Source organism: Bacillus sp. S2(2019) (assembly GCF_005144805.1).
In the GTDB taxonomy this organism is placed as follows: domain Bacteria; phylum Bacillota; class Bacilli; order Bacillales; family Bacillaceae; genus Bacillus; species Bacillus altitudinis.
The window spans coordinates 13,697-35,053 of sequence record NZ_SWFL01000008.1; the positions used below are offsets into that span (position 1 = coordinate 13,697).

19 protein-coding genes, 2 tRNA genes and 1 pseudogene are annotated in these 21,357 nt (G+C 41.9%); all 22 read right to left on the reverse strand.

The window, feature by feature from the left end; translation table 11 throughout:
• Positions 1-25 precede the first annotated feature (25 nt).
• Positions 26-565, reverse strand: coding sequence for a hypoxanthine phosphoribosyltransferase (hpt, locus tag FBF75_RS18975; RefSeq protein ID WP_007496175.1), 540 nt, complete (start codon positions 563-565; stop codon positions 26-28).
• Positions 562-1,984 (reverse strand): annotated as a pseudogene (gene tilS, locus FBF75_RS18980) (tRNA lysidine(34) synthetase TilS). The gene hpt and the pseudogene tilS overlap by 4 nt, the downstream one beginning before the upstream one ends.
• 96 nt (positions 1,985-2,080) lie before the next feature.
• Complete coding sequence (locus FBF75_RS18985) at positions 2,081-3,091, reverse strand: protein kinase domain-containing protein (RefSeq protein ID WP_080628715.1); 1,011 nt, start codon at positions 3,089-3,091, stop codon at positions 2,081-2,083.
• Entirely contained in the window at positions 3,075-3,809 is a 735-nt protein-coding gene (locus FBF75_RS18990; protein ID WP_008341829.1) for a vWA domain-containing protein, read from the reverse strand. The genes FBF75_RS18985 and FBF75_RS18990 overlap by 17 nt, the downstream gene beginning before the upstream one ends.
• Positions 3,810-3,885: 76 nt before the next feature.
• On the reverse strand, positions 3,886-6,369 hold the full coding sequence (gene spoIIE / locus FBF75_RS18995; protein ID WP_136945072.1) for a stage II sporulation protein E: 2,484 nt from the start codon (positions 6,367-6,369) through the stop codon (positions 3,886-3,888).
• Between the two features lie 203 nt (positions 6,370-6,572).
• Positions 6,573-6,644, reverse strand: a tRNA-Glu gene (locus FBF75_RS19000).
• A gap of 25 nt (positions 6,645-6,669) precedes the next feature.
• Positions 6,670-6,743 (reverse strand) — tRNA-Met (locus FBF75_RS19005).
• Between the two features lie 179 nt (positions 6,744-6,922).
• Positions 6,923-7,321 (reverse strand): S1 domain-containing RNA-binding protein, encoded by a 399-nt coding sequence (locus FBF75_RS19010; protein WP_003217901.1) that lies wholly within the window; start codon positions 7,319-7,321, stop codon positions 6,923-6,925.
• 82 nt (positions 7,322-7,403) lie between these two features.
• Positions 7,404-7,778: an FtsB family cell division protein gene (locus FBF75_RS19015; RefSeq protein ID WP_017366439.1), complete on the reverse strand. Its 375-nt coding sequence runs from the start codon at positions 7,776-7,778 to the stop codon at positions 7,404-7,406.
• 18 nt (positions 7,779-7,796) lie between these two features.
• Complete coding sequence (gene yabQ / locus FBF75_RS19020) at positions 7,797-8,435, reverse strand: spore cortex biosynthesis protein YabQ (RefSeq protein ID WP_007496188.1); 639 nt, start codon at positions 8,433-8,435, stop codon at positions 7,797-7,799.
• On the reverse strand, positions 8,432-8,740 hold the full coding sequence (gene yabP, locus FBF75_RS19025) for a sporulation protein YabP (RefSeq protein ID WP_007496190.1): 309 nt from the start codon (positions 8,738-8,740) through the stop codon (positions 8,432-8,434). Before yabP ends, yabQ begins: the two co-directional genes overlap by 4 nt.
• 74 nt (positions 8,741-8,814) lie before the next feature.
• Entirely contained in the window at positions 8,815-9,075 is a 261-nt protein-coding gene (locus FBF75_RS19030) for an RNA-binding S4 domain-containing protein (protein WP_008341839.1), read from the reverse strand.
• On the reverse strand, positions 9,072-10,556 hold the full coding sequence (gene yabN, locus FBF75_RS19035; protein ID WP_136945073.1) for a bifunctional methyltransferase/pyrophosphohydrolase YabN: 1,485 nt from the start codon (positions 10,554-10,556) through the stop codon (positions 9,072-9,074). The genes FBF75_RS19030 and yabN overlap by 4 nt, the downstream gene beginning before the upstream one ends.
• Complete coding sequence (locus FBF75_RS19040) at positions 10,546-12,150, reverse strand: putative polysaccharide biosynthesis protein (protein WP_136945074.1); 1,605 nt, start codon at positions 12,148-12,150, stop codon at positions 10,546-10,548. Before FBF75_RS19040 ends, yabN begins: the two co-directional genes overlap by 11 nt.
• Positions 12,151-12,354: 204 nt before the next feature.
• On the reverse strand, positions 12,355-12,891 hold the full coding sequence (gene spoVT, locus FBF75_RS19045) for a stage V sporulation protein T (RefSeq protein ID WP_007496196.1): 537 nt from the start codon (positions 12,889-12,891) through the stop codon (positions 12,355-12,357).
• A gap of 139 nt (positions 12,892-13,030) precedes the next feature.
• Positions 13,031-16,564 carry a transcription-repair coupling factor gene (gene mfd, locus FBF75_RS19050; protein ID WP_136945075.1) on the reverse strand — a complete coding sequence of 1,178 codons (3,534 nt, stop codon included), beginning with the start codon at positions 16,562-16,564 and terminating at the stop codon, positions 13,031-13,033.
• 67 nt (positions 16,565-16,631) lie between these two features.
• Positions 16,632-16,862 (reverse strand): anti-sigma-F factor Fin, encoded by a 231-nt coding sequence (gene fin / locus FBF75_RS19055; RefSeq protein ID WP_003217967.1) that lies wholly within the window; start codon positions 16,860-16,862, stop codon positions 16,632-16,634.
• A gap of 55 nt (positions 16,863-16,917) precedes the next feature.
• Complete coding sequence (pth, locus tag FBF75_RS19060; RefSeq protein WP_007496201.1) at positions 16,918-17,484, reverse strand: aminoacyl-tRNA hydrolase; 567 nt, start codon at positions 17,482-17,484, stop codon at positions 16,918-16,920.
• A 140-nt stretch (positions 17,485-17,624) separates the two neighbouring features.
• Positions 17,625-18,251, reverse strand: coding sequence for a 50S ribosomal protein L25/general stress protein Ctc (locus tag FBF75_RS19065; protein WP_017359319.1), 627 nt, complete (start codon positions 18,249-18,251; stop codon positions 17,625-17,627).
• A gap of 138 nt (positions 18,252-18,389) precedes the next feature.
• Complete coding sequence (locus FBF75_RS19070) at positions 18,390-19,343, reverse strand: ribose-phosphate diphosphokinase (RefSeq protein ID WP_003217907.1); 954 nt, start codon at positions 19,341-19,343, stop codon at positions 18,390-18,392.
• Positions 19,344-19,365: 22 nt separating this feature from the next.
• Positions 19,366-20,736 (reverse strand): bifunctional UDP-N-acetylglucosamine diphosphorylase/glucosamine-1-phosphate N-acetyltransferase GlmU, encoded by a 1,371-nt coding sequence (gene glmU, locus FBF75_RS19075; RefSeq protein WP_074041755.1) that lies wholly within the window; start codon positions 20,734-20,736, stop codon positions 19,366-19,368.
• A 198-nt stretch (positions 20,737-20,934) separates the two neighbouring features.
• Positions 20,935-21,231, reverse strand: coding sequence for a septation regulator SpoVG (spoVG, locus tag FBF75_RS19080; RefSeq protein ID WP_008357439.1), 297 nt, complete (start codon positions 21,229-21,231; stop codon positions 20,935-20,937).
• Positions 21,232-21,357 lie beyond the last annotated feature (126 nt).

Below are 21,357 nucleotides of genomic sequence, written 5' to 3' on the forward strand. Positions count from 1 at the left end.
ATAACCTCATGTAAACGTGTGCTCATTAGCCTTCGTAAACAGATGGTTTTAACACTCCAATATACGGGAGGTTTCGGTAACGTTCGGCAAAATCCAATCCATAGCCAACAACAAATGCATCTGGTACTTCAAACCCAACATAATCTGCTTTGATGTCTGCTTTGCGGCCGCTTGGTTTATCAAGCAATGTCACAATTTTAATGGAGTTTGCTTTACGGTATCGGAAAAGCTCTACCAGATAACTCAAAGTTAACCCACTGTCGATGATATCTTCCATAATTAGAATATCTCTTCCTTCAACAGAAGTATCTAGATCTTTGATGATCTTCACTTCTCCAGAAGATACGGTAGACTTTCCGTAGCTAGATACATCCATAAAATCAAGCTCTAAATATGTATCAATGTGTTTGATCAGGTCTGCCATGAATGGAAGAGCCCCTTTCAAAACACCAATAGCCAGGGGAAATTTACCATCATAATCGCTGGTTAATGTTGCACCCAGTTCCTTCACTTTTAGCTGGATCTCTTCTTCTGAGATCAAAATCTTTTCAATATCTTGTTTCATGCTTTTGCTTGCCCCCTACAAATTTTCGTGCTGTCTATATTGTAATACAATGAGATCGCTGTTTGTCATATCAATTTCTTCAAAAACGGATTTTTTCAGACCTGGGATCCAGATGATTTGATGATCCGAGTCAGTGACGATCGGCCAGCTGTCTCTTTCTGCAAGAGGCACTTTTTTATCAATAAATATATCTTTCACCTTTTTTGATCCATTCATCCCTTTTAGTTTGATTCGATCACCGTTTTTTCGTGAGCGAATGATCAAAGGAAGACGAACATGATCTTTTTGAAGCAAGAAAAAATGGTTTCCGTTCCGTGCATCCTTCGGAACATGATTTGATACCAAGATAGACTGTCCATTCGGGAGAAAAAGTTCCTCGCCAAGCTCACCTTTTAAATGATGAGTATATGACTGATCTATGACAAGCGATCGTTCAAAGGTAAACATACAGTGATCATAAGATTTGACAGCTTGTAAACCTTTTGGCAAATCTAATGATCCAGACGGTTGATCAGTATGAGATAACCAGTCCAAAGTCCCTAGAATATGCTGGTTTGAAAACGCTGATTGAGTGTTTTCATAAAGATAGTTTAATATTAGTTGAATGCCTCTTCTTTGTAAAGGCAAAGGCAGGTCAAGCAAAGGCTTCGTTTTGATCTCAATTTGCTTAGGCGTTTGATTCGTAATGACTTGATGCATTTGATCCTTTGTTAATGCCTGCAAGTACTGCTCATCCTCAGTCAGCATGTCACTTACAAACTGAAAGCTTTCATGCACATGAGGTGCCTCTTCTTTTAACACGGGAAGAACGTGTCTTCTGATCCGGTTTCTCAAGTAGTCATCGGTGTGATTGCTTTGATCAATGACATAAGGAACTTGTTCTTTTTCGCAAGCAGTGAGTACATCATCCTTAGAATATCCAATCAGCGGACGAATCAGCCACCCTTCTTGAAAAGGGCGCTTTGCTTGCATACCTGCGAGTCCTATTCCAACAGTTCCCCTTGTCAGCCTCATCACCATTGTTTCTACTTGATCGTCTCCATGATGTGCAAGCGCTATAAATTGAGCGTTGTACTGTTCCATCAATTGACGAAAGAAAGCATATCTGCACTCTCTTGCAGCTGCCTGTTTGTTTAAGCGGTTTTCTTTTGCATATTGGGTGACCTGTATACGAGCCGATTCAAAAAGGATCTCATGCTCTTTACAATACGCTTCAACAAATGCCAAATCAGCAAAGGATTCTTCTCCTCTGAACATGTGATCTACATGGGCTGCAATCAGCTGAAAGGAACCTTTTCGACGTTTGTTTAGTTCATGCAGCAAGAGCATAGAATCTGGTCCGCCAGAAACCCCGACAATGACTGTCGTATTTTCAAGGAAAACATCATGTTTTTTCAAAAAAGATTCAATTCTATTCACAACTTCCTCCTCACAAAGAGCAGGTAATTTAAAGATATACATATCCTATCACTTTCATTAGCTCCAAGCAAAGAAGAAGCCTGCTTTTTTACAGCTCTATAATAGGAATAAAACCACATACGCACAGTAAAGAGCGAGCACACTGCATAAGATGAGAATGGTTTCAAAAAGCCCGCCTGATTTTTTGCGTACTGATGTTCTTTTCGCAGCAGCAACTCTTGATCGTGAAGGTGCGGCCTGTTGATGTTGGGGAACAGCTGGCTTTTGCCTATTTTGCTGTGATGGCTTCTTCTGTCGTGATTTTCTTGAAGCAAGCAATTGTCCTTCTTTCAGCATCGCGCTTTTCATGTCTGACGCTGATTGATATTTGCCTTGGAGAGCCGCTTTTAACACCCTCTCATATCGCTTTAATAAAGGATGTCCTTCAATCGCTCGATAAAGCTGCTTTTCTGGTTCTGCCCCTTTTTTAAATTCTTTTTTATAGGCACAGTTCACCATGACCATACTTAAAGCAAATAAATCATAAGAAGGTTCTGCTTTTCTTGTACCGAAGCCCCAGTAGCCGCGGTCAAAAAACTCGGTGTATTCCTTAATCGCCCTTCCCGCCTTCGTTGTTCCTCCAACATCAATACATCGAATCGTAGCTGGGGGGCCTGAAACGATGAGATTATCAGGCTTCAAGTCACCGAAGATCCAGCCTTCCTTATGTAAGTGAGCAAGGTTAGACAACAGTTGAATCATGAGAACGACGATCCATTCATCGCCTTTTTGTTTCACAAATTCAAGCAGCAATGGCCCTCTGACATACTCCATGACATAAAACGACCGTTTCTCTGACATTCCAGGATAAAGAGCATCATCCATATCATAAAAAGAAGGCCCCATGGTTTTCACAGGAGCCTTTGAAAAGGATTTTAATACATTGACTTCAGATGCAATGAGCATACTGTCATCACTCACTTTAAGGGCCACTTGTCCCTTTGGCGATTCGGCCAGATAAACCACACCGTTCGCCCCTTTTCCCAGCTCTTTTACAATGCGGTAATGTTGGTGATGCCACTTTCCCTTTATCATTGTACCTAATGGGATGTTAGAAGCCGAATTCATCATGTTCTTCCTTCGCTTCAAGCAGCCCTTTTCGTGAACGAACTGATTTGAAATGCTGGAGTGCTTCTCGAATTGCTGGTCCTGTCGGTGTAATTCCTCCTGTTGTCAGCTTCGGGAAAATCGATGATAACGAATCGAACCGAGGCGTCCAGTTCAACACAATTTCTGCATCTGAGTTTTTCCCGGGAAATACACACATCCCAAACTGATTTTCACCAATTCTCGAATTTAGACTAATAGAGAGATCGATGAGTGCTTCTTTGACCGTTGGCAGCTTCGGTTTCATACTTGCACTCGTATCCACAAGCACAAGCACTTGAAGATGAACCGTCTCACCGAGCTCGTCCACAACCTCCATCACTTCTCCACGCTTATCTGGGGGAAGTTCTTCAATTTCAGTATCTTTGCCAAGAATTTGCTGCAATTCTTTATTCACAACACCTTGTAACGTTTGCGTCATCGCCTTTTTTGTAACCATTTGTACGGTTTGAGACAATTGCTGAACGTAGACAACCTGATGAATGCCTCCGCCTGCTAGAGCAATCCCCTCTACTTCTTTCATCGCTTCATGATCGTGTCTGTTCTCTTCCATAATGCCAATGACATTGACTGTGATCCCTTGCTCCTTTGCCAAAGCGGCAATCGCAAGTGGGTCTTCCCCATGATTTGAGCAGCCATCTGTAATCAGTAAAATTTGGTTTACGTGACCTTTTCGCATCTTCATTCCTCCTGGGATTGTAACTGAATGCTTATATCCCCATCATCGCCAGAAGAAATTCATATTATACGATATTTCAAGAAATCTCTTGTTTCTGAAGATAGAATGTACCTGTCGGAATGGATGCCCATTTTGGTGTATTGTGGTCGATCCTAATGACGACAACCGTCATATCGTCATCGATTTGACCTGCTCTTGTGCGAATGACCTCCTCCATTAATAAATCAGCAATCTCTTGCGGATCTTCTGTTTTAAAGCTCTTCATTTTTCGTTTGACCCACAAATCATGATTTTCGATATGCTTTGGTCCTTCAAAGATACCGTCGCTCATCATGATAAGGAGATCTCCTGCCTTCATCTGTTCACTCACCACTTCTACTTCAAATTCATCAATAATGCCAATAGGCAAGTTGCTGGCCTGTACCTTCATCACTTGATCACCACGTTTAATAAAACTTGGGGTGGAGCCAATCTTGAGGAACTTACAGCTCGCATCCTGTAAATCAATGATGGATAAGTCTAATGTGGAATAGACTTCATCTGTTGTCCGTAAAGATAAAATGCTATTAATCGTTTTAATCGCTACTTTTTCATCAATACCAGACGCCAAGATTTTTTCTAACAGCTTGATCGTTTCATTGCTTTCAAAATGGGCTCTTGCTCCATTTCCCATCCCATCACTAATAGCTGCGGCATATTTACCTGCACCCAGCTCCATCATGCTGTAGCTGTCTCCAGATACTAATCCTCCACCTTTCGCTGCATGTGCTACACCTGTAGACACTCGATACGATTTTGCAGAACCGAATACAACATGACAATAACCTGTTGGATGCTCCGCACACTGCTCTGCTTTGACTAAAACTTGTTCTTCTAAAATATCCGAGAGCATTGGAGCGATGATTTTTTCGCATTCCCCATGACCTTGGCAATAGGGAATTCTCATCTCTATATCAACATTTCCCTGTTCTAAGCTATAAATTTCAACTTGCTGAATTTCAATTCCAAAGTTCTGAAGTGCTTCTATCATCTGCTCTTCCTGAATAAAATGCTGCTCTCTTTCTCGTTTTATTTCCCGGGAAAAATCCTCCATGACTTGTGAGACACCCATAAGTTGTTCGGCCACAAGGCGCCTGCTGTCTTGGACCTTTTTCTTTAAGGTCTGATTTGCTTTATAGTAAGCTATCTCCTCTTCAATCAATTCTTCTACATGCTTTGATTTTGAGCAGTGCTGACTGAATTTCTTTTTCAACTTCCGGTTATGCTCGTACGTTTTTTCATCAGATTCATGCATAACTTGTTTCATGAGTTCATAGGTTGTATCAAAGTTCTGCACCCAGCATTTATTTTTCTTATAGCACGTTTGACAGGAACGTTCTGTGATCGTACTTAAAAAAAGATCTACATCCTCTTCCTGCTTCTTTTCCTCAGGAATGGATTCGTAAAATGTCGCAAAACTCTCAGACAGCGCATGAAATACATTAGAGAATTGATCTACCTTTTTTGCTGTCACGTCTCGTACTTTTCTGGCATATTGCTGCTGTTCCTGTACATGCTCTACCGTACCAGGAATATATTTTGCCACCTTGGACGTTACTGACTGTGGCGTGAGCAAAAACAGTGCAACTGCGATGAGTGATTCATATAGCGTTGTCATTAGCCCTGCTGACCCTTCACCGTAGAGGGAGATTAGTAAAGAACCCACAATCAAGCCTATGGCGGCTCCTGCTTTTTTCCCCTCTTTTAGTAATCCGCCTAATAAGCCCGAAAAGGCAAGCAGACTCATCTGATAAAGGTTGCCGATGTTGGCGAGACCAAGAATTAATCCAGTTACAACACCCACTGTACAACCAATACTCGCTCCTCCAATAAAGGCAAAGCTCAGCACTACATATCGTGACAAAATATGCTCTGCCTGCATTCCTTGAAATGTGATCCCAGCCAGACCTGTTAAAACTGAAGCGATTAATATCATAAAGCAAATAATTTCTTCAACCTTTAAGGAGTGTTTGATTTTCCTGACTGTAAAAATCGGCAAACTTTGAAGAAAAATCAGTGTCAAAATGAAGGCAAGTCCAGCTTCAACCCCTGCCATCACATAGTCATAGCTTTGAACCGCACCCTGCTCGAGGTATACAAAAGCTCCCCTGGTTATCAGCATTGAGAGCACAATTACAACCGGTAATGTTTTCACCGGGTCTTTGATGATGAATGAAACGACCTTTGACATGAGAAGGAACACGATCAATGACGCAAATACGAATAATGCATTTTGAGGTGATATCGTCATCGCTCCAGCGAGTAAAGCAAGACAAGCAAGCATCGCTTTATCCCTTTTAATGAGCAGCATGGACCCAAAGAAAGGCAATGCAAACGGCATAATTTCAGATAAGATAAAGGCTCGTCCCAATAAAAAGCCCAGAACAACATAAATAAACCCTTTATAGAAAAAAAGAGAATGCGTATGATGAAGAAACAGGTTTTTCATCTTTTTTAACCCTGCACTGATTCTTTCAAACCCCGCTCCCGTTAAATCAGTTCTTCTTTCTAGTTTTTCCATCTTTTCATCCCCCACCTGATATTCGTTGCTTGTCATTATAGCGAAGGTGAAAAAGAAATTTTGTCAAAAGAAGTTGTCGTTTCCATAAAACGTTCGACGCTTTATTTGCCAAAAAGGCATACTTTCTTGAAAGTCGATGTCTTTCATCAGAATTTTACGAAAGCACAAAAAAACAGCTTTCCTATAGAAAGCTGTTTTGAAGATGACCCGTACGGGATTCGAACCCGTGTTACCGCCGTGAAAGGGCGGTGTCTTAACCGCTTGACCAACGGGCCTTGCTTATCGTTCTTTTTAAAAGGATAGCGGCGGAGGGGATCGAACCCCCGACCTCACGGGTATGAACCGTACGCTCTAGCCAGCTGAGCTACACCGCCATAATGTAAAATGCGCTAAGAAGCACAAGAACTATAATACAAAGGATTCGCTTGTCCGTCAATAGAAAGTTTTAAATTAAATGGCAAATGCACAAAAAACGTTGAATTTGTATTTAAAAAAAGCACCCGCTAAACAGCAGATGCTTTGTTGTGAAAAATATATAGAAAGCAGCAACAAGTTAACCTCTTCTTGCTCCGCGCCCCCCACGTTTTGATTCCGTGTTACGTTTTAAAGATGTTAAGCGATCTTCGCTATCTTTTAAGAATTTGTTCATTTTTTGCTCAAACGATTCCTTCGGACGGAAATCATTTCTGCTCGGTCTTGATTGTTGTTGTTGAGGACGATCTTTTGCTTTTTTAATGGACAAGCCGATTTTACCGTCTTTTTCAACGTTAATCACTTTCACTTCAACTTGTTCACCGACTTTTAAATGCTCATTAATATCTTTTACATAGTTATCGGCTACCTCACTGATATGAACGAGACCAGTTGAACCGCCTGGCAACTCCACAAAAGCTCCAAAATTTGTAATGCCCGTAACTTTCCCTTGTAACTTGCTGCCAACTTCAATCGACATAAAAAAAGTGCTCCTCCTTAGACTTATAAAAAAATCTCATTTGTTCAATTATACATAAACTGAATTTTAAGTGTCAACAAGGCTAATCGCTCTTATTGCCCACATCAAAGATTTTTTCGCCTTTTTTAGACATATAATAGTCCCGTCGTGCCAGTTCGAGTACGTATTCTTTGCTTTTCAGCTTTTTGATTTCATCAGAAATATCTTCCTGCTTTGTTTGTAATTGCTTCAATTCTTTTTCAAGCACAACCTTCTTCTCTTCTTTTTCTTTCAATGCAGACGATTGCGACCAGAGGGCACTTGTTACCAAAACAGCAAACATGAGCACAATGACTCCAAACACGGTAAGCCTTCTAAGGAGTCCCCGGCGTTTGCGTTTTAGGCGCTGCGCTTGCTGTTCCATTTGTTTTTGATAATCATTTTGAATTTGTGCGATATTTCTTTTTCTCTCGTTCAAGGATGAAGGCCTCCTCTCTTACTTTGTCCAGAATTGTTTCCATTTCGTTTTCATGGTACGAGATAATTTCTTGATCCCTTGTAAAATTCCTGCTCCTTTTGAGAAAAACAACCTCATTGATGTTCGCCATTTTTCGGGAATTCGATGAATAATGGTCACATTGAGTAACCAAATAAGCGGATAACAAACAATATACAGCACCTTCCACACGAGTCGAAACGCAAAACGAACAAGGCGTAAGAGCGAGTGGAACAAGAACAGAAGAGCACTTATGATCAAACCGACGATCCAGCGAATGGGCTGGAAAACCATCGACATGATCAGCCTTTTCAGGAAGAGAACAGTCTGATAAATACACCTCATCACAAACTTGAGGATGTTCATATACAGCTGTTTCATCAATGCCTGGTACATCGAGAAACCTAGAGCAACAGCTAGAAAAATATAAAGCCTGAATTCTCCCTCATTGGTCAGCAGCAGGACATAAAAGAATAAGAGACCCTGCACCACCCAAAAAAGGAGGTCGTGAATGACCAGCAGCCATTTTGCTGTTTTTTCCCGGTTCACAAACAGCTTGTACGTATCCAGCGATGCGCCCAGCCAGATGCCCATCGCCGCCATCGAAAGCATCGTATAAAACTGGACCGTCAGTGTCATTTAAACAGCTTGCTAAAAAATCCTTTAGCTTTCTCCCCGTGCTGCTCATCTACATAGATTAAGTCAAAGACACGCCCTTTAATGGACACAACGCCCTTTTCTACATCTAAGTTTTTCATTTGCAGATTTTCTCCGCGAATGGCGAGGACTCCCATGACAGTCTCAAGCAGAAATTCTTCATTATCAAAGCTCTCGACCTGTTTGACCCCGGTAATATCTAAATGCTTTCTGTTGCGCATTGTGACATGATGCTCGGCTTCTGATGACAACTTCGTGCCTTGAGGTTGATTATAATATTGATTCATTTATACATCCCCCATATCTCATACTTGCATTGTTACTGCATTGTATGTGACAGGCGGGACATTTAGAACAAGCCCTATTCTGCTGTTTTTTCTTCTTTTAGCACGGTATACATGCCAGCAGCTTCTTCTTTTTTGGTGGTGTCTTTTAACTCGTTGACTTGAACAGTCACAAGCTTTTGACCAAAGCGAATTTGAAGCTCGTCCCCTTCTTTCACGTCAGAGCTGGCTTTCGCCTGCGTGCCATTAATGGAAATTCTCCCTTGATCAGCTACTTCTTTTGCCAATGTTCTTCTTTTGATTAAACGAGACACTTTTAAGAATTTATCTAGTCTCATGTATGTTCACCTCTTTCTATACGTTTGGCATCGTTCCACAGATCGTCCATTTCTTCTAAGGTCAAGTCCTCTAGTGAACGCCCTATGTCCTTTGCTTTTTGTTCAATATGCTGAAAGCGCCGCATGAATTTTGTGTTTGCAGAAGAGAGGGCGGTTTCAGGCTCTAGATGATAAAATCTTCCAATGTTGACGAGAACAAACAAAAGATCCCCAAATTCATCCTTCATTTGCTTTGTTGCACCTTCACCCGTCTTATCTGCCACTTCCACAAGGAATTCCTGCTTTTCTTCTTCGTATTTGTTCCAAATATCCTCTACTTCTGTCCAGTCGAAGCCCACTTTTGCTGCTTTCTTTTGGAGCTTATAGGCTTTTGTTAAAGCTGGAAGAGTCGTTGGAATGGATTGCAAAATAGAAGCTGCACGCTCCGGTTTTTCCTGCTGCTTGATTTTTTCCCAGTTGGCGACGACATCTGATGCTTCAGACACATCCGTATCACCAAACACATGCGGATGTCGTCGAATCATTTTTTCTGTGACATGCTGGATGACGTCATCCATTGAGAAGTAACCATCATCTTCACCAATTTGGGCATGGAGTAAAACTTGCAGCAGTACATCTCCGAGTTCTTCAACCATATGATCTGGATCGTCTTCATCTATGGCTTCCAGCAGCTCATAACATTCTTCAATTAAATATGGTTTGAGCGACTCATTCGTTTGTTTTTGATCCCAAGGACAGCCGCCAGGACCTCTTAATGTACGAATGACTTCACGGAAAGTGTCAAATTGTTGATAGAGTAGCTTTTCATCTTGGATTGGAGGCACATAAACACTCGTTAAGTTATTTATCGACACATCTCGATCAAGTTCAAATAAAGGAACACCTGTAATCTGCTCCTGACTGCTTCCAGCTGCCGTTACGATAAAGACTTCATAATCGTCAGGTAGCTTTTCCATGAGGGTAAGCTTCACATTCGAGGCTGTCATCTGATCATATACCTGACAGATCAGCACATGCTGGGTCAACTTCAGATCATCCGCTCTCATATCCCCAGCGTCAACGAATTGCAGCCCTTCAATCGGGTCAATCTGCAAAGAATTAAACGTCGCATCCAAAAAGCTTTGTCCACCAGCCACGTACAACTCAACCCCGCGCTTCTTCTGTTGTGAAACAAGAAGCTGCACTGTCTTTTCCGCCACAAACGGGTGACCTGGTACTGCATACACAATATCTTTCTCCTCAGCCTCTTGGAAGAGAATGTCTGTGATTTCCTCATACACTGCATTAAACTGATCATGCTTTTCATATATCTCATCAAAAAAGGTCAGAGACGGGACCTCCTGCATCAATTCTGCGGTGAGTGGATGATCCTGCGTTCTCATGTATACTTCTTTCGCCTGCTTCAGCTGCTTATATACACCGAGCGTTAGCTGATCTATGTCGCCTGCCCCAAGACCAACGACTGTAATCTTACCTGCCATTTCGATTCCCTCTCATCTGTTTAAAATATAAAATCTTTTCTCCTAATGGAATGAGTCTCCATTCCTCTTCCGAAAATACGTCTAGCTTAAGAATACTATATAAAAAGGCGAAACCACCAATAAAAACTGAAGTCAGGCTCTCTAAAACAGAAAACGGACGTTTCTCAAAGGGAATGACCCAAGAAAACAATGCCTGATATCCAATTAAAACGACGGCCATGAATGCTGCTGATAAAAGAATTTTCACTGGGAATAGCTCTCTTATTGAAATCCACCCTTTATGCTTCAAATACACCGCATTGAGCGCAGCGGCGGCGAGAAACCCACAAACAGTCGACCATGCGGCTCCATAAATGCCGAATAACGGGACAAGAACCAGCGTCAGCCCCCATTTCACCAGTACACTGATCAGGACCACAACAGCTGGGTACACGGTATGTCCCAGACCCTGAAGTAAAGCGGTTTGCGTAATCGCCATTGATGTGAAGGCAATGGATATGCAAAATATTTGCAGCGCATCTGTCCCTAAGTCATTACGAAAAAGCATAATGTTCACAGACGATAAAATACATATAAGCCCGACAGCTGAACCAATCCCCAGCACCGATGTTGCCTTAAACGATGTACGTACTTTTTCACGAATTGCTTCATGCTGCCCTTTTCTTAAGGCCGACGACAAAAACGGAACAAGAGACGTCCCAATACTAATTGCAAACACCGTCCCGAGCTGCAGGAACGGCTGACCTCGGTCATATACGCCTTTTGCCGCCTTTGCAGCTGCTTCACTCAGTCCCTCACTGCGCAGTAGCGCATACAGGTGAAAAGCATCGATCATTTGCATCCATAGGATCAGCAATCCACTCACACAAATCGTCAATGTATACAGCACCAAACTCTTCAGCACATCTTTTTTCCGCAGTGTAGCCTGTTTTAATGTCTTGCTCGCTGACAACCGCTTCCGATAGGTCAGCCAAAGGAAAAGAAGCAAAAGGAGTGAAGCCGCACTTCCAGCTATAGAAGAGAACACCGCACCCGCTCCTGTTTCATAAAGCGAATAGCCATGTCTCACAAAATAGAAAGATAAAACAAGCAGGACGCCTACTCTGATGAGCTGCTCAGCCAATTGAGAGACCGCAGTGGGGAGCATCAGCCCATCACTCTGAAAAACACCCCTCAGCATCACGGTAAGCGGCAGAAACAAAAACACAAACGAACTCATCTGGATGAGCAACATTAATTGACTGTCCGCCATGAGATTCGCAATTGTGCCTGCTCCTATATATAAACAAAGAAATAAGACCAAGCTCAGCAAAGTGATATACACCAAGGATACCTTTGTAATGATTCGGCGATTCTCCTCACCATGCTCGCTCAGGAGCTTGGACACCATCACAGGAAAACCAGTGGTGCCGAGCATAATCGCAATGCCAAGAAAGGGATAGACCTGCTGATAAATATAAAAACCTGTGTCTCCTACGATATTTTGAAAAGGGACACGATATACGGCACTCAGTACCTTTGATAACAAGCCTGCGATGGTTAAAATCACCGCACCTTGGAAAAGCCAATGCGGCTGATTCACAGCATTTTTCATGGATGACTCCTTTATGTTCAATCAAAAAATATACCTGCATTTAAACGCACTCATTATATCATACGTGACTGGCAAGCCGTTTCTTTCTAAGGAGTAGACGATACATTCATTGTTTTGTTTCATCCCATATAAAAAACGCCGACAAAATCAGATGATTTCATCGGCATTCTTTGGTTTTATCAAAATGATATAGATTTATTAGACCTAATGTTCCATTTGACGGGCTAAGAAGCCAGCTGCCGTTTCTGCCGCTTTATGCTCCACTTCTCCCATTGAACGCTCTTTAGAAAATAAGACGACGGCGCCAATTGGATCTCCGTTTGCAACAATAGGTGCAATGGTATAAGCTGATACATCATCATCAATACCATCCACAAGCTGAATTTCTTTCTTGCTGTCCTCTAATACAGAATTACGCTGATCCATTGTTCGTTCAAGTAAATCACTAATGGATTTGTTTAAGTACTCTTTTTTTGAACTGCCGGATACAGCAATATACGTATCACGATCACAGATGAGGATAGAATGACCCAAACTGTCGAATAAAGCATCAGCATATTCCTTCGCAAAGTCTCCTAGCTCACTAATCGGTGAATACTTCTTCAAAATGACTTCTCCATCGCGGTCGACAAAAATCTCAAGTGGATCTCCTTCCCGGATGCGCAATGTTCTGCGAATCTCCTTCGGTATAACCACTCTACCTAGATCATCGATGCGGCGTACAATTCCAGTTGCTTTCATTCACTGCTGCCTCTCTTTCGTTTGATGATGTGTTGGGTGAATGGAACAAAAGCGTCCACTTTATGCAACATTCACCACTTGACCCTGAGATTAGTATCCGTCACATCAAACGTAATATACACGAGAGACCAACAAAATTTTATGAAGATGGAATGGTTTCTTTTTTCACATCTTGAAGACCTCGAAGCATACGAAGAACGACTTCGAGCCACTCCTCCGTTTTCTTGCCTTTTGTTTGGACAGAAATAATCAGCTTGCTGCCTTCCATGCCAAGACCGATATCACGTCCATATTGACTGCCAAGCTCAAATAATTTTTGACCATCGATGTCGCTGCTTGCTTTTTCATCGAGAGTGAGTCTAACAATGCCTTTCTCCATCTTGATCAACTCGACACGTTCCTGCACAGCGTACACCTTCATCGTCGCAATCGTGAACAAATCAGCCACTTCTTGCGGATATTCTCCGAATCGGTCAATCATTTCATCTTGAAGCTCTTTCCGCTCTTCTATTGATCCAATCGCTCTAAACTGTTTATACATCTCGATCTTTTGTTTGCCGTCAGAAATATAGCTATCTGGAATGTAGGCATCAATTTGGAGATCAATTTCCGGCTCAAATTTTTCTTGAGCAGTCGTATCGCCTCTTCTTTCTTCAATGGCTTCTTTCAGCATTTGAGAGTAAAGGTCGAAGCCAACAGAATCAATAAATCCATGCTGCTGTGCACCAAGTAAGTTCCCTGCTCCTCGAATCGTTAAGTCACGCATCGCAATCTTAAAGCCTGATCCGAGCTCGGTGAATTCTTTAATAGCTTGAAGTCTTTTCTCAGCTACTTCAGAAAGCACTTTGTCTTTTCGATAAGTGAAATAAGCATAGGCCACACGATTCGAGCGCCCAACTCGTCCTCTTAACTGGTACAGCTGCGAAAGCCCCATTTTATCAGCATCATGAACAATGAGCGTGTTCACATTTGGTATGTCTACGCCCGTTTCGATAATGGTTGTACTAACGAGTACATCCGATTCACCTTCTAGGAAATTAATCATCACGGATTCCAGCTCGTTCTCACTCATTTTCCCGTGTGCGTAGCTTACTTTTGCGTCTGGAACAAGCATCGAGATTTCATCTGCTTTTCGTTCAATATCCTCCACTCGGTTATAAAGGAAGTACACTTGACCGCCTCTTGCCAGTTCTCGCTCAATAGCTTCTCTAACTAACGCACCATTGTACTCGACAACATAGGTTTGAACTGGGAAACGGTTCTCAGGTGGTGTTTCAATAACAGATAAGTCACGTACGCCAAGCATCGACATATGAAGCGTACGAGGAATTGGCGTTGCCGTTAACGTCAGCACATCAATATTGGCTTTCATTTGCTTAATTTTCTCTTTATGCGTCACACCGAAGCGCTGCTCTTCATCGATAATTAACAGTCCTAAATCCTTGTACACAATGTCTTTTGAAAGAAGACGATGCGTCCCAATGACCATATCAATCGTTCCATTTTTCAGCCCTTTTAAGGTTTCTGTTGTTTCTTTTCGTGTACGGAAGCGGCTAAGCTGAGCGATTTTAACAGGATAGTCTTGGAATCTGTCCATAATCGTGTCAAAATGCTGCTGCGCTAAGATCGTTGTTGGTACAAGCAGTGCCACCTGCTTCCCGTCAGCAATGGCTTTGAAGGCCGCTCGAATCGCCACCTCTGTTTTTCCATAGCCCACATCTCCACAAAGCAGACGATCCATCGGGCGCTCCCGCTCCATGTCTTGCTTGATTTCATGAATCGAGCGAATTTGATCATCTGTTTCTTGGTAAGGGAATGCAGATTCAAACTGGCGCTGCATCTCATGGTCAGGCGAGAAGGCATACCCTTTGCTTGCTTCACGTTCTGCGTACAGCTTAATCAGATCATCTGCAATGTCCTGCACAGATGATTCTACTTTTTTCTTCACACGTTTCCAGTCGCTGCCGCCTAGTTTATATAGCTTTGGTTCTTTTCCTTCTGACCCTACATACTTCTGCACCTGATCAATTTGTTCAACAGGGACATAAAGCTTGTCGCTTCCTTGATAATGAATATTTAAATAATCTTTATGAATGCCGCCAATTTCAAGCGTTTCAATTCCTAAATACTTACCGATCCCGTGGTTAATGTGCACCACATAATCGCCCACTTGCAGCTCTGAATAGCTTTTGATTCGCTCTGCGTTCGTCAGCTTTTGCTTACGTGCCTGCTTCTTCACACGTTTCTTGAAAAGTTCACCCTCTGTAATGACAGCAATTTTGGATAAAGGTAGTTCAAAACCGGTTTGAAGCTCACCTTGTAAAATATATACTTGCCCGCTGACAAGCTCAGCATCAGGTTTAGCAAGAGCTGCTTCAATGTCATAATCATGCAAGACAGATGACAACTTCTCTGTCCGCTCTTCATCCGCACCTAAAAAGACAACCGTATAATTCTGCTTTTTGTAGCGTTCAATTTCACTTGCAAGCACATTCATCTGGCCGTGGAAATTCTGCATTTGCTTACTAGATACATTGACGATATTTTGCGGATTGGTCTGCTGAACATGTCTCAAAAATAAGGAATAGTACAGAATCGATCTCGATTGCTGATTGAACAGCTTTTGAAATGGGAAGGAAAGGGCTAGATCATGCAGAATATTCCCTTCTTCCAGCAGACTAATTGTCCAATCTGCTTCTTCCTGTTCAAGCTGTTCTTCCATCTCCTGAATTCTGCTGATTTCATCTAGAATGATAATCGTATCCTGCGATGTATAATCTAGCAAACTAGCAGGCTTTTCATAGAAATAGGACAGATACTTCGTCATTTCTTGTGTCACAATACCTTCTAGCAGCTTCTCACGATCAGCAGAAATATTCTGATGGAGCAGTTCTTTTTGTTTATCCGAGTTGAATTTCTTTAAGCTACTGGCAAGACCTTCGTCAAGCTGTTCAATCGCTCTCACTCGTTCAGGCCCTCTTACAATCAGCTCTTTCGCCGGGCCAATCTTGATTTCTTGAAGTGTTTCCAATGAACGCTGCGTGTCAGAGTGGAAGGACCGAATAGAATCCACTTCTGTATCAAACAGCTCTATACGGATCGGGTGGTCTTCCGTTAACGCATAAATGTCAATGATTCCTCCGCGCACACTAAAGTCTCCGGGCGCAGCGACCATGGACGTCCGGTCATAACCGATTTGCACGAGTTGTTTTGAAAACGCCTCCAAATCAATTTCTTCACCAACCTTTAAATGGATCTGACTCTCCTTCCAGAGCTCAACAGGAGGAAGCATTCTACGCACTGCAGCTGCTGGTGTCACGACAATCGGATTTTCTCCATTCGCGAGACGATTCAATACATCAAGACGCTGCGCTCTAAGCTCAGGGCTTGCCACAGCAATTTCAGATGCAATGAGTTCATTGACAGGATAAAGAAGGACCGAACGATCTGGCATCACACTTGCTAGATCATCTGTGACCTTCTGCGCTTGATATAAGTTATGTGTCACAATAAACATCGGCCGCTTTAATTCGTCTGATATGGCGGCTGTAAATAAAGATCTGACGGAGCCTGATAGTCCGGCGAGCAGCTGTTCTTTTAACCCTTCTTTTAGTCCGTTAAAAATGGACTGAAAATCATCACTTTGTTTGATAAATGATTGTATATTTTTCATTTGGCTCCTCCTCCCTGCTTGTTTAAAACAGAAAAACGCTTTGGTCTATTATCTACACCAAAGCTTTTTATTGAATAAAGGTATGATACTGATGGTAATCAGGATTTCTTTCGAGCGCCTCTTGGCAATCCTCACAAATGGTTTGTACATGTAAATCACCATTTTCCCTATAAGAAATCATATCGTTTCTTTCCTCATTTGTTAAGTGATGAAATCCAAGTGCTTCACTTTGGACAGCGGATTCATCTAGACTGCCAACCTTTACACCACAGTGCCGGCAGTAATAGTGCAAAGCCATACGTGATCCTCCCATGCTGAGATTTTATGATCAGTATGTGCTTTGCTTATCATTCTTATACCTTCTTGTTAAAATCATTCATCACTTCTAAAAATGGCTTTGTTAAAGCCGCTTCACAAGCTTCAACAGATGCTTGAATAGCAGATGAGATATCAGGCTGTTCTTCCTCTGAGAAGCGTCCTAGTACGTAATCGACGACCTTCATGCCGTTTTGTGGACGGCCAATGCCGATACGGAATCTGTCAAACTCTGGTGAACCTAAATGCTGAATCAACGATTTGATTCCGTTATGTCCGCCTGCACTTCCTTTAGTACGCAAACGAATCCGGCCCGTTGGCAAATCAAGATCATCATAGATGACCTTCAAATGTTCAAGGGGAATATCATAGTAATCCATCAGCGGACGCACACATTCCCCTGATAAGTTCATATATGTAAGAGGCTTCACAAGTAGAACCTTTTGCCCCGAAACAAACCCAGTTCCATATTGTCCATGGAATTTTGATTGATTTAATGGGATATCCCATTTTTTTGATAGTTCATCTATTGTCATAAACCCGACGTTATGTCTTGTTTTTTCATATTCTTTTCCTGGATTACCCAATCCAACGAAAGCAATCATGAAACCAATAACCTCCTTTGTCGCACATGCACACGCCTAAAAAATGAGCCAATGTGATTGCCTCATGCAAAACGTATGAATTCTTTTCATTCTAGCACAAAAGACGTAACCGCGGGAGGGTTACGTCTCTAATTGACCAGTTATTCTTCGCTGTCATCTTTTTCTTTAATGGCCTCAGGCTCTTGCGTTTCCTCTTCACTATCTGGCTCTGGAACCTCTGATTGCTGAGGCGGTAAGATCGAAGCAACAACTTCTTCTGGATCATTATTAATTTGATACGTAGATTGAACAGTCAGATCACCAACTGTTAGTACGTCATTTACTTCTAAGTTTGTAATATCAGCTTCAATATTTTGCGGGATATCCTTTGGTTTCGCTGTAATGGATAGCTCAAATAGTGGCTGCTGAAGCACACCGCCATCCTTTACACCTTTGGATTCGCCAATGAGTTGTACAGGTACATCTGCGTCAATTTCTCGCTGTAAGTCGACCACTTGGAAATCAGCGTGGACAAGCTCATTTTTCAACGGATCTGTTTGCAGTTCTGTTACCATCACAGATTTTGTTTCACCGCCAACGTCTAATGTGATGATTGTGTTTTTTCCTTCATCACGTAATGTCTTTAATAAATCAATGCTGTCTAATGAAACAGCCAGGTTGTCTGTATTTTTTCCGTATATGACACCAGGAACGTGTCCTGAATGACGGATTTTTTGCAGTGTGGAACGTTTGAAATCAGTTCTTTTATTTGCTTTTAAAGTTGCCATATTCAGCACCATCCTATTTCTTTTTTGTCACTACTTTCATAAATACCCATAACTGAATCATTTTAAACATGTTTGACTTTCATTTATCACAGCAAAAAGACCCCAAGCTGATGCCTAGGGCCTTTTTCAATCAGAAAATTAGCTGAAAAGGTAGCTCACAGATTCTTCTTCATGTACACGGATGATGGCTTCTGCAAGCAAAGGCCCAACTGAAAGCGGAATGAATTTTCCAACTTTCTTGTCATCTGTTAAGTGAATACTGTTTGTCACAACTAATTCTTTAATTTTAGAGTTTGTAATACGTTCTACTGCTGGTCCAGACAATACTGGGTGAGTACAACAAGCATAGACTTCAGCCGCTCCATTTTCCACAAGTGCATTTGCAGCAAGTGTAATCGTACCAGCTGTATCAATGATATCATCGATGAGAATCGCCGTTTTGCCTTCAATGTTCCCAATGATGTTCATCACTTCAGCCACGTTCGGCTTCGGACGACGTTTGTCGATAATTGCGATTGGTGCTTTCAGGCGGTCCGCCATTTTGCGCGCACGCGTAACACCACCGTGGTCAGGAGACACAACAACGATATCATTCAAGTTTTTCTGTTCAAAATAGTTTGTTAAGATTGGCACAGCCATTAAGTTATCGATTGGAATATCAAAGAAACCTTGGATTTGCGGCGCATGAAGGTCAAGTGCAATGACACGTGTAGCACCTGCTGTTTCAAGTAAGTTCGCAAAAAGCTTCGCCGTGATTGGCTCACGAGGTTTCGCCTTACGATCTTGACGTGCATATCCGTAATAAGGGATGACAATATTGACCGTTTTCGCAGAAGCGCGTTTTAGTGCATCTACCATAATGAGTAGCTCCATAATGTGCTCATTGACTGGCGCACTAGTAGATTGAATAACATAACAATCACAGCCACGGATACTTTCTTCAATATTGATTTGGACTTCACCGTCACTAAAACGTTTAACAGAGCTCTTTCCTACATCAACTCCGATACGATCGGCAATTTCTTTGGCAAGTTCAGGGTTTGAATTCAAAGAGAATATCTTTAAATTCGCATCAGCATAACGATTAGACATGGTAAACCTCCGGGTATTTGGATTATTTTTTATGAATATTTTTCACATAATCTTCTTTATTGACTTGTCTTGCTCTAGCAATAGACAATGCATCCTGCGGTACATCTTCTGTAACCGTTGAACCGGCTGCAACATATGCCCCTTTTCCGACAGTGACTGGTGCAACGAGATTTGAATTACAGCCAATAAATGCGCCATCTTCAATCTTCGTTAAGAATTTGTTCTTCCCATCATAATTAACTGTAATAGATCCACAACCAAGGTTTACATCCGCTCCGACCTCTGCATCTCCAATATAGCTGAGATGAGACGCTTTGCTTCGGTCACCGAAAACTGTTTTCTTGATTTCGACAAAATTCCCGATCTTCACTTCATCGCCAATTTTCGACAACGGGCGAATATGAGCAAACGGTCCAATTGTCACATCTACCCCAACTTCACTATCGCAAACAACAGACTGCTTAATGACTGTCCGATCTCCAATTACGCTATCAACAATTTCAGTGTTCGGACCGATTGTGGCATCTGCACCAATCTTTACATTCCCTTTGATGACCGTCCCAGGATAAATCATTGTATCTTCACCGATGACTGCATCTGGCGAGATATACGTGTTCTCAGGATCAATCAAGGTTACACCATTCTTCATATGCTGATGATTAATACGTCGCTTCATGAATTGCTCTGCTTGTGATAGAGCGATACGATCATTGACTCCAAGTGTTTCTTCAAAATGCGGTGTTTGATACGCTGCAACCGTCTGTCCTTCATTCTTTAGAATTTCAATGACATCCGGCAAATAGTATTCGCCTTGTGCATTTTCATTTGACACTTGCTCAATCACACGGAAGAGATCTTCATTTGAAAAGCAATAGGTTCCAGTATTAATTTCATTCACTTGACGTTCAGCATCATTTGCATCTTTATGCTCGACGATTTTTACTACAGCACCTGTTTCATCACGAAGAATACGTCCATAACCTGTTGGATCATCCGCGTGTGCTGTCAAAATCGTCACTTTCGCTTGTTGTTTTTGATGCTCGCTTAACATGGCTTCCATTGTTTCCGCTGTCAATAATGGTGTATCTCCACAAATGACAATGGTTGTTCCCTTTTCCTGCGCGAGGAACGATTTAGCTTGTTTGACGGCATGTGCTGTTCCCAGCTGTTCTTCTTGAAGTGCATATTCACTTCTGTCCTCAAGCTGCTTCTTGACGTCCTCAGCTCCATGACCGACAATCGTCACAAGCTTGGCTAAAGATAGCTTTAACGCTTGATCTGCCACATGCTCGACCATTGGCTTTCCGCAAACTGGATGAAGTACTTTGTATAACTTTGACTTCATTCTTGTTCCTTTTCCCGCTGCTAAAATCACTGCGAACCGCTTATCCATTGATTGGCCTCCAATATCCCTATTATCCATAGAAAAATATATCCTAAATAAGGACTGATTTCAAGGATACAAGAGGAAGTACATTAATTTTCTAATGGTTGAAACCTAGAAGAATCATGAGGAAAAACGCAAAAAAGACAGCATTTAAAAGAAAACATTCATTTTCTCTTAAAGCTGTCTTTTTAGGTTCACATATCTTTAAGAAGCTCCAGCTTCTTCATATTCAATTGTCTCTTCCTCTTCGCCTAAGCGATGATACTCATTTAAAACAGCATCTTGGATTTTACCCCGAGTGCTTGAATTAATTGGATGTGCAATGTCGCGAAACTCTCCATCAGGCGTACGTTTGCTAGGCATTGCAACAAACAAGCCATTGTTTCCATCAATCACACGAATATCATGAACAACAAATTCGTGGTCCAGCGTGATGGATGCAATCGCCCTCATGCGACCATCGGTATTCACGCGGCGTAATCTTACGTCAGTAACTTCCACAGTAGTTCACCACCTTTTCCCAATATAAAAGCATTAATTAGGTATTCAACGATTGTGGTGATTCTCCTGCTCTTTTTTTAAACTTTTTTTGAAATATCGGGATATTTATACATTTTTTGTCATTTT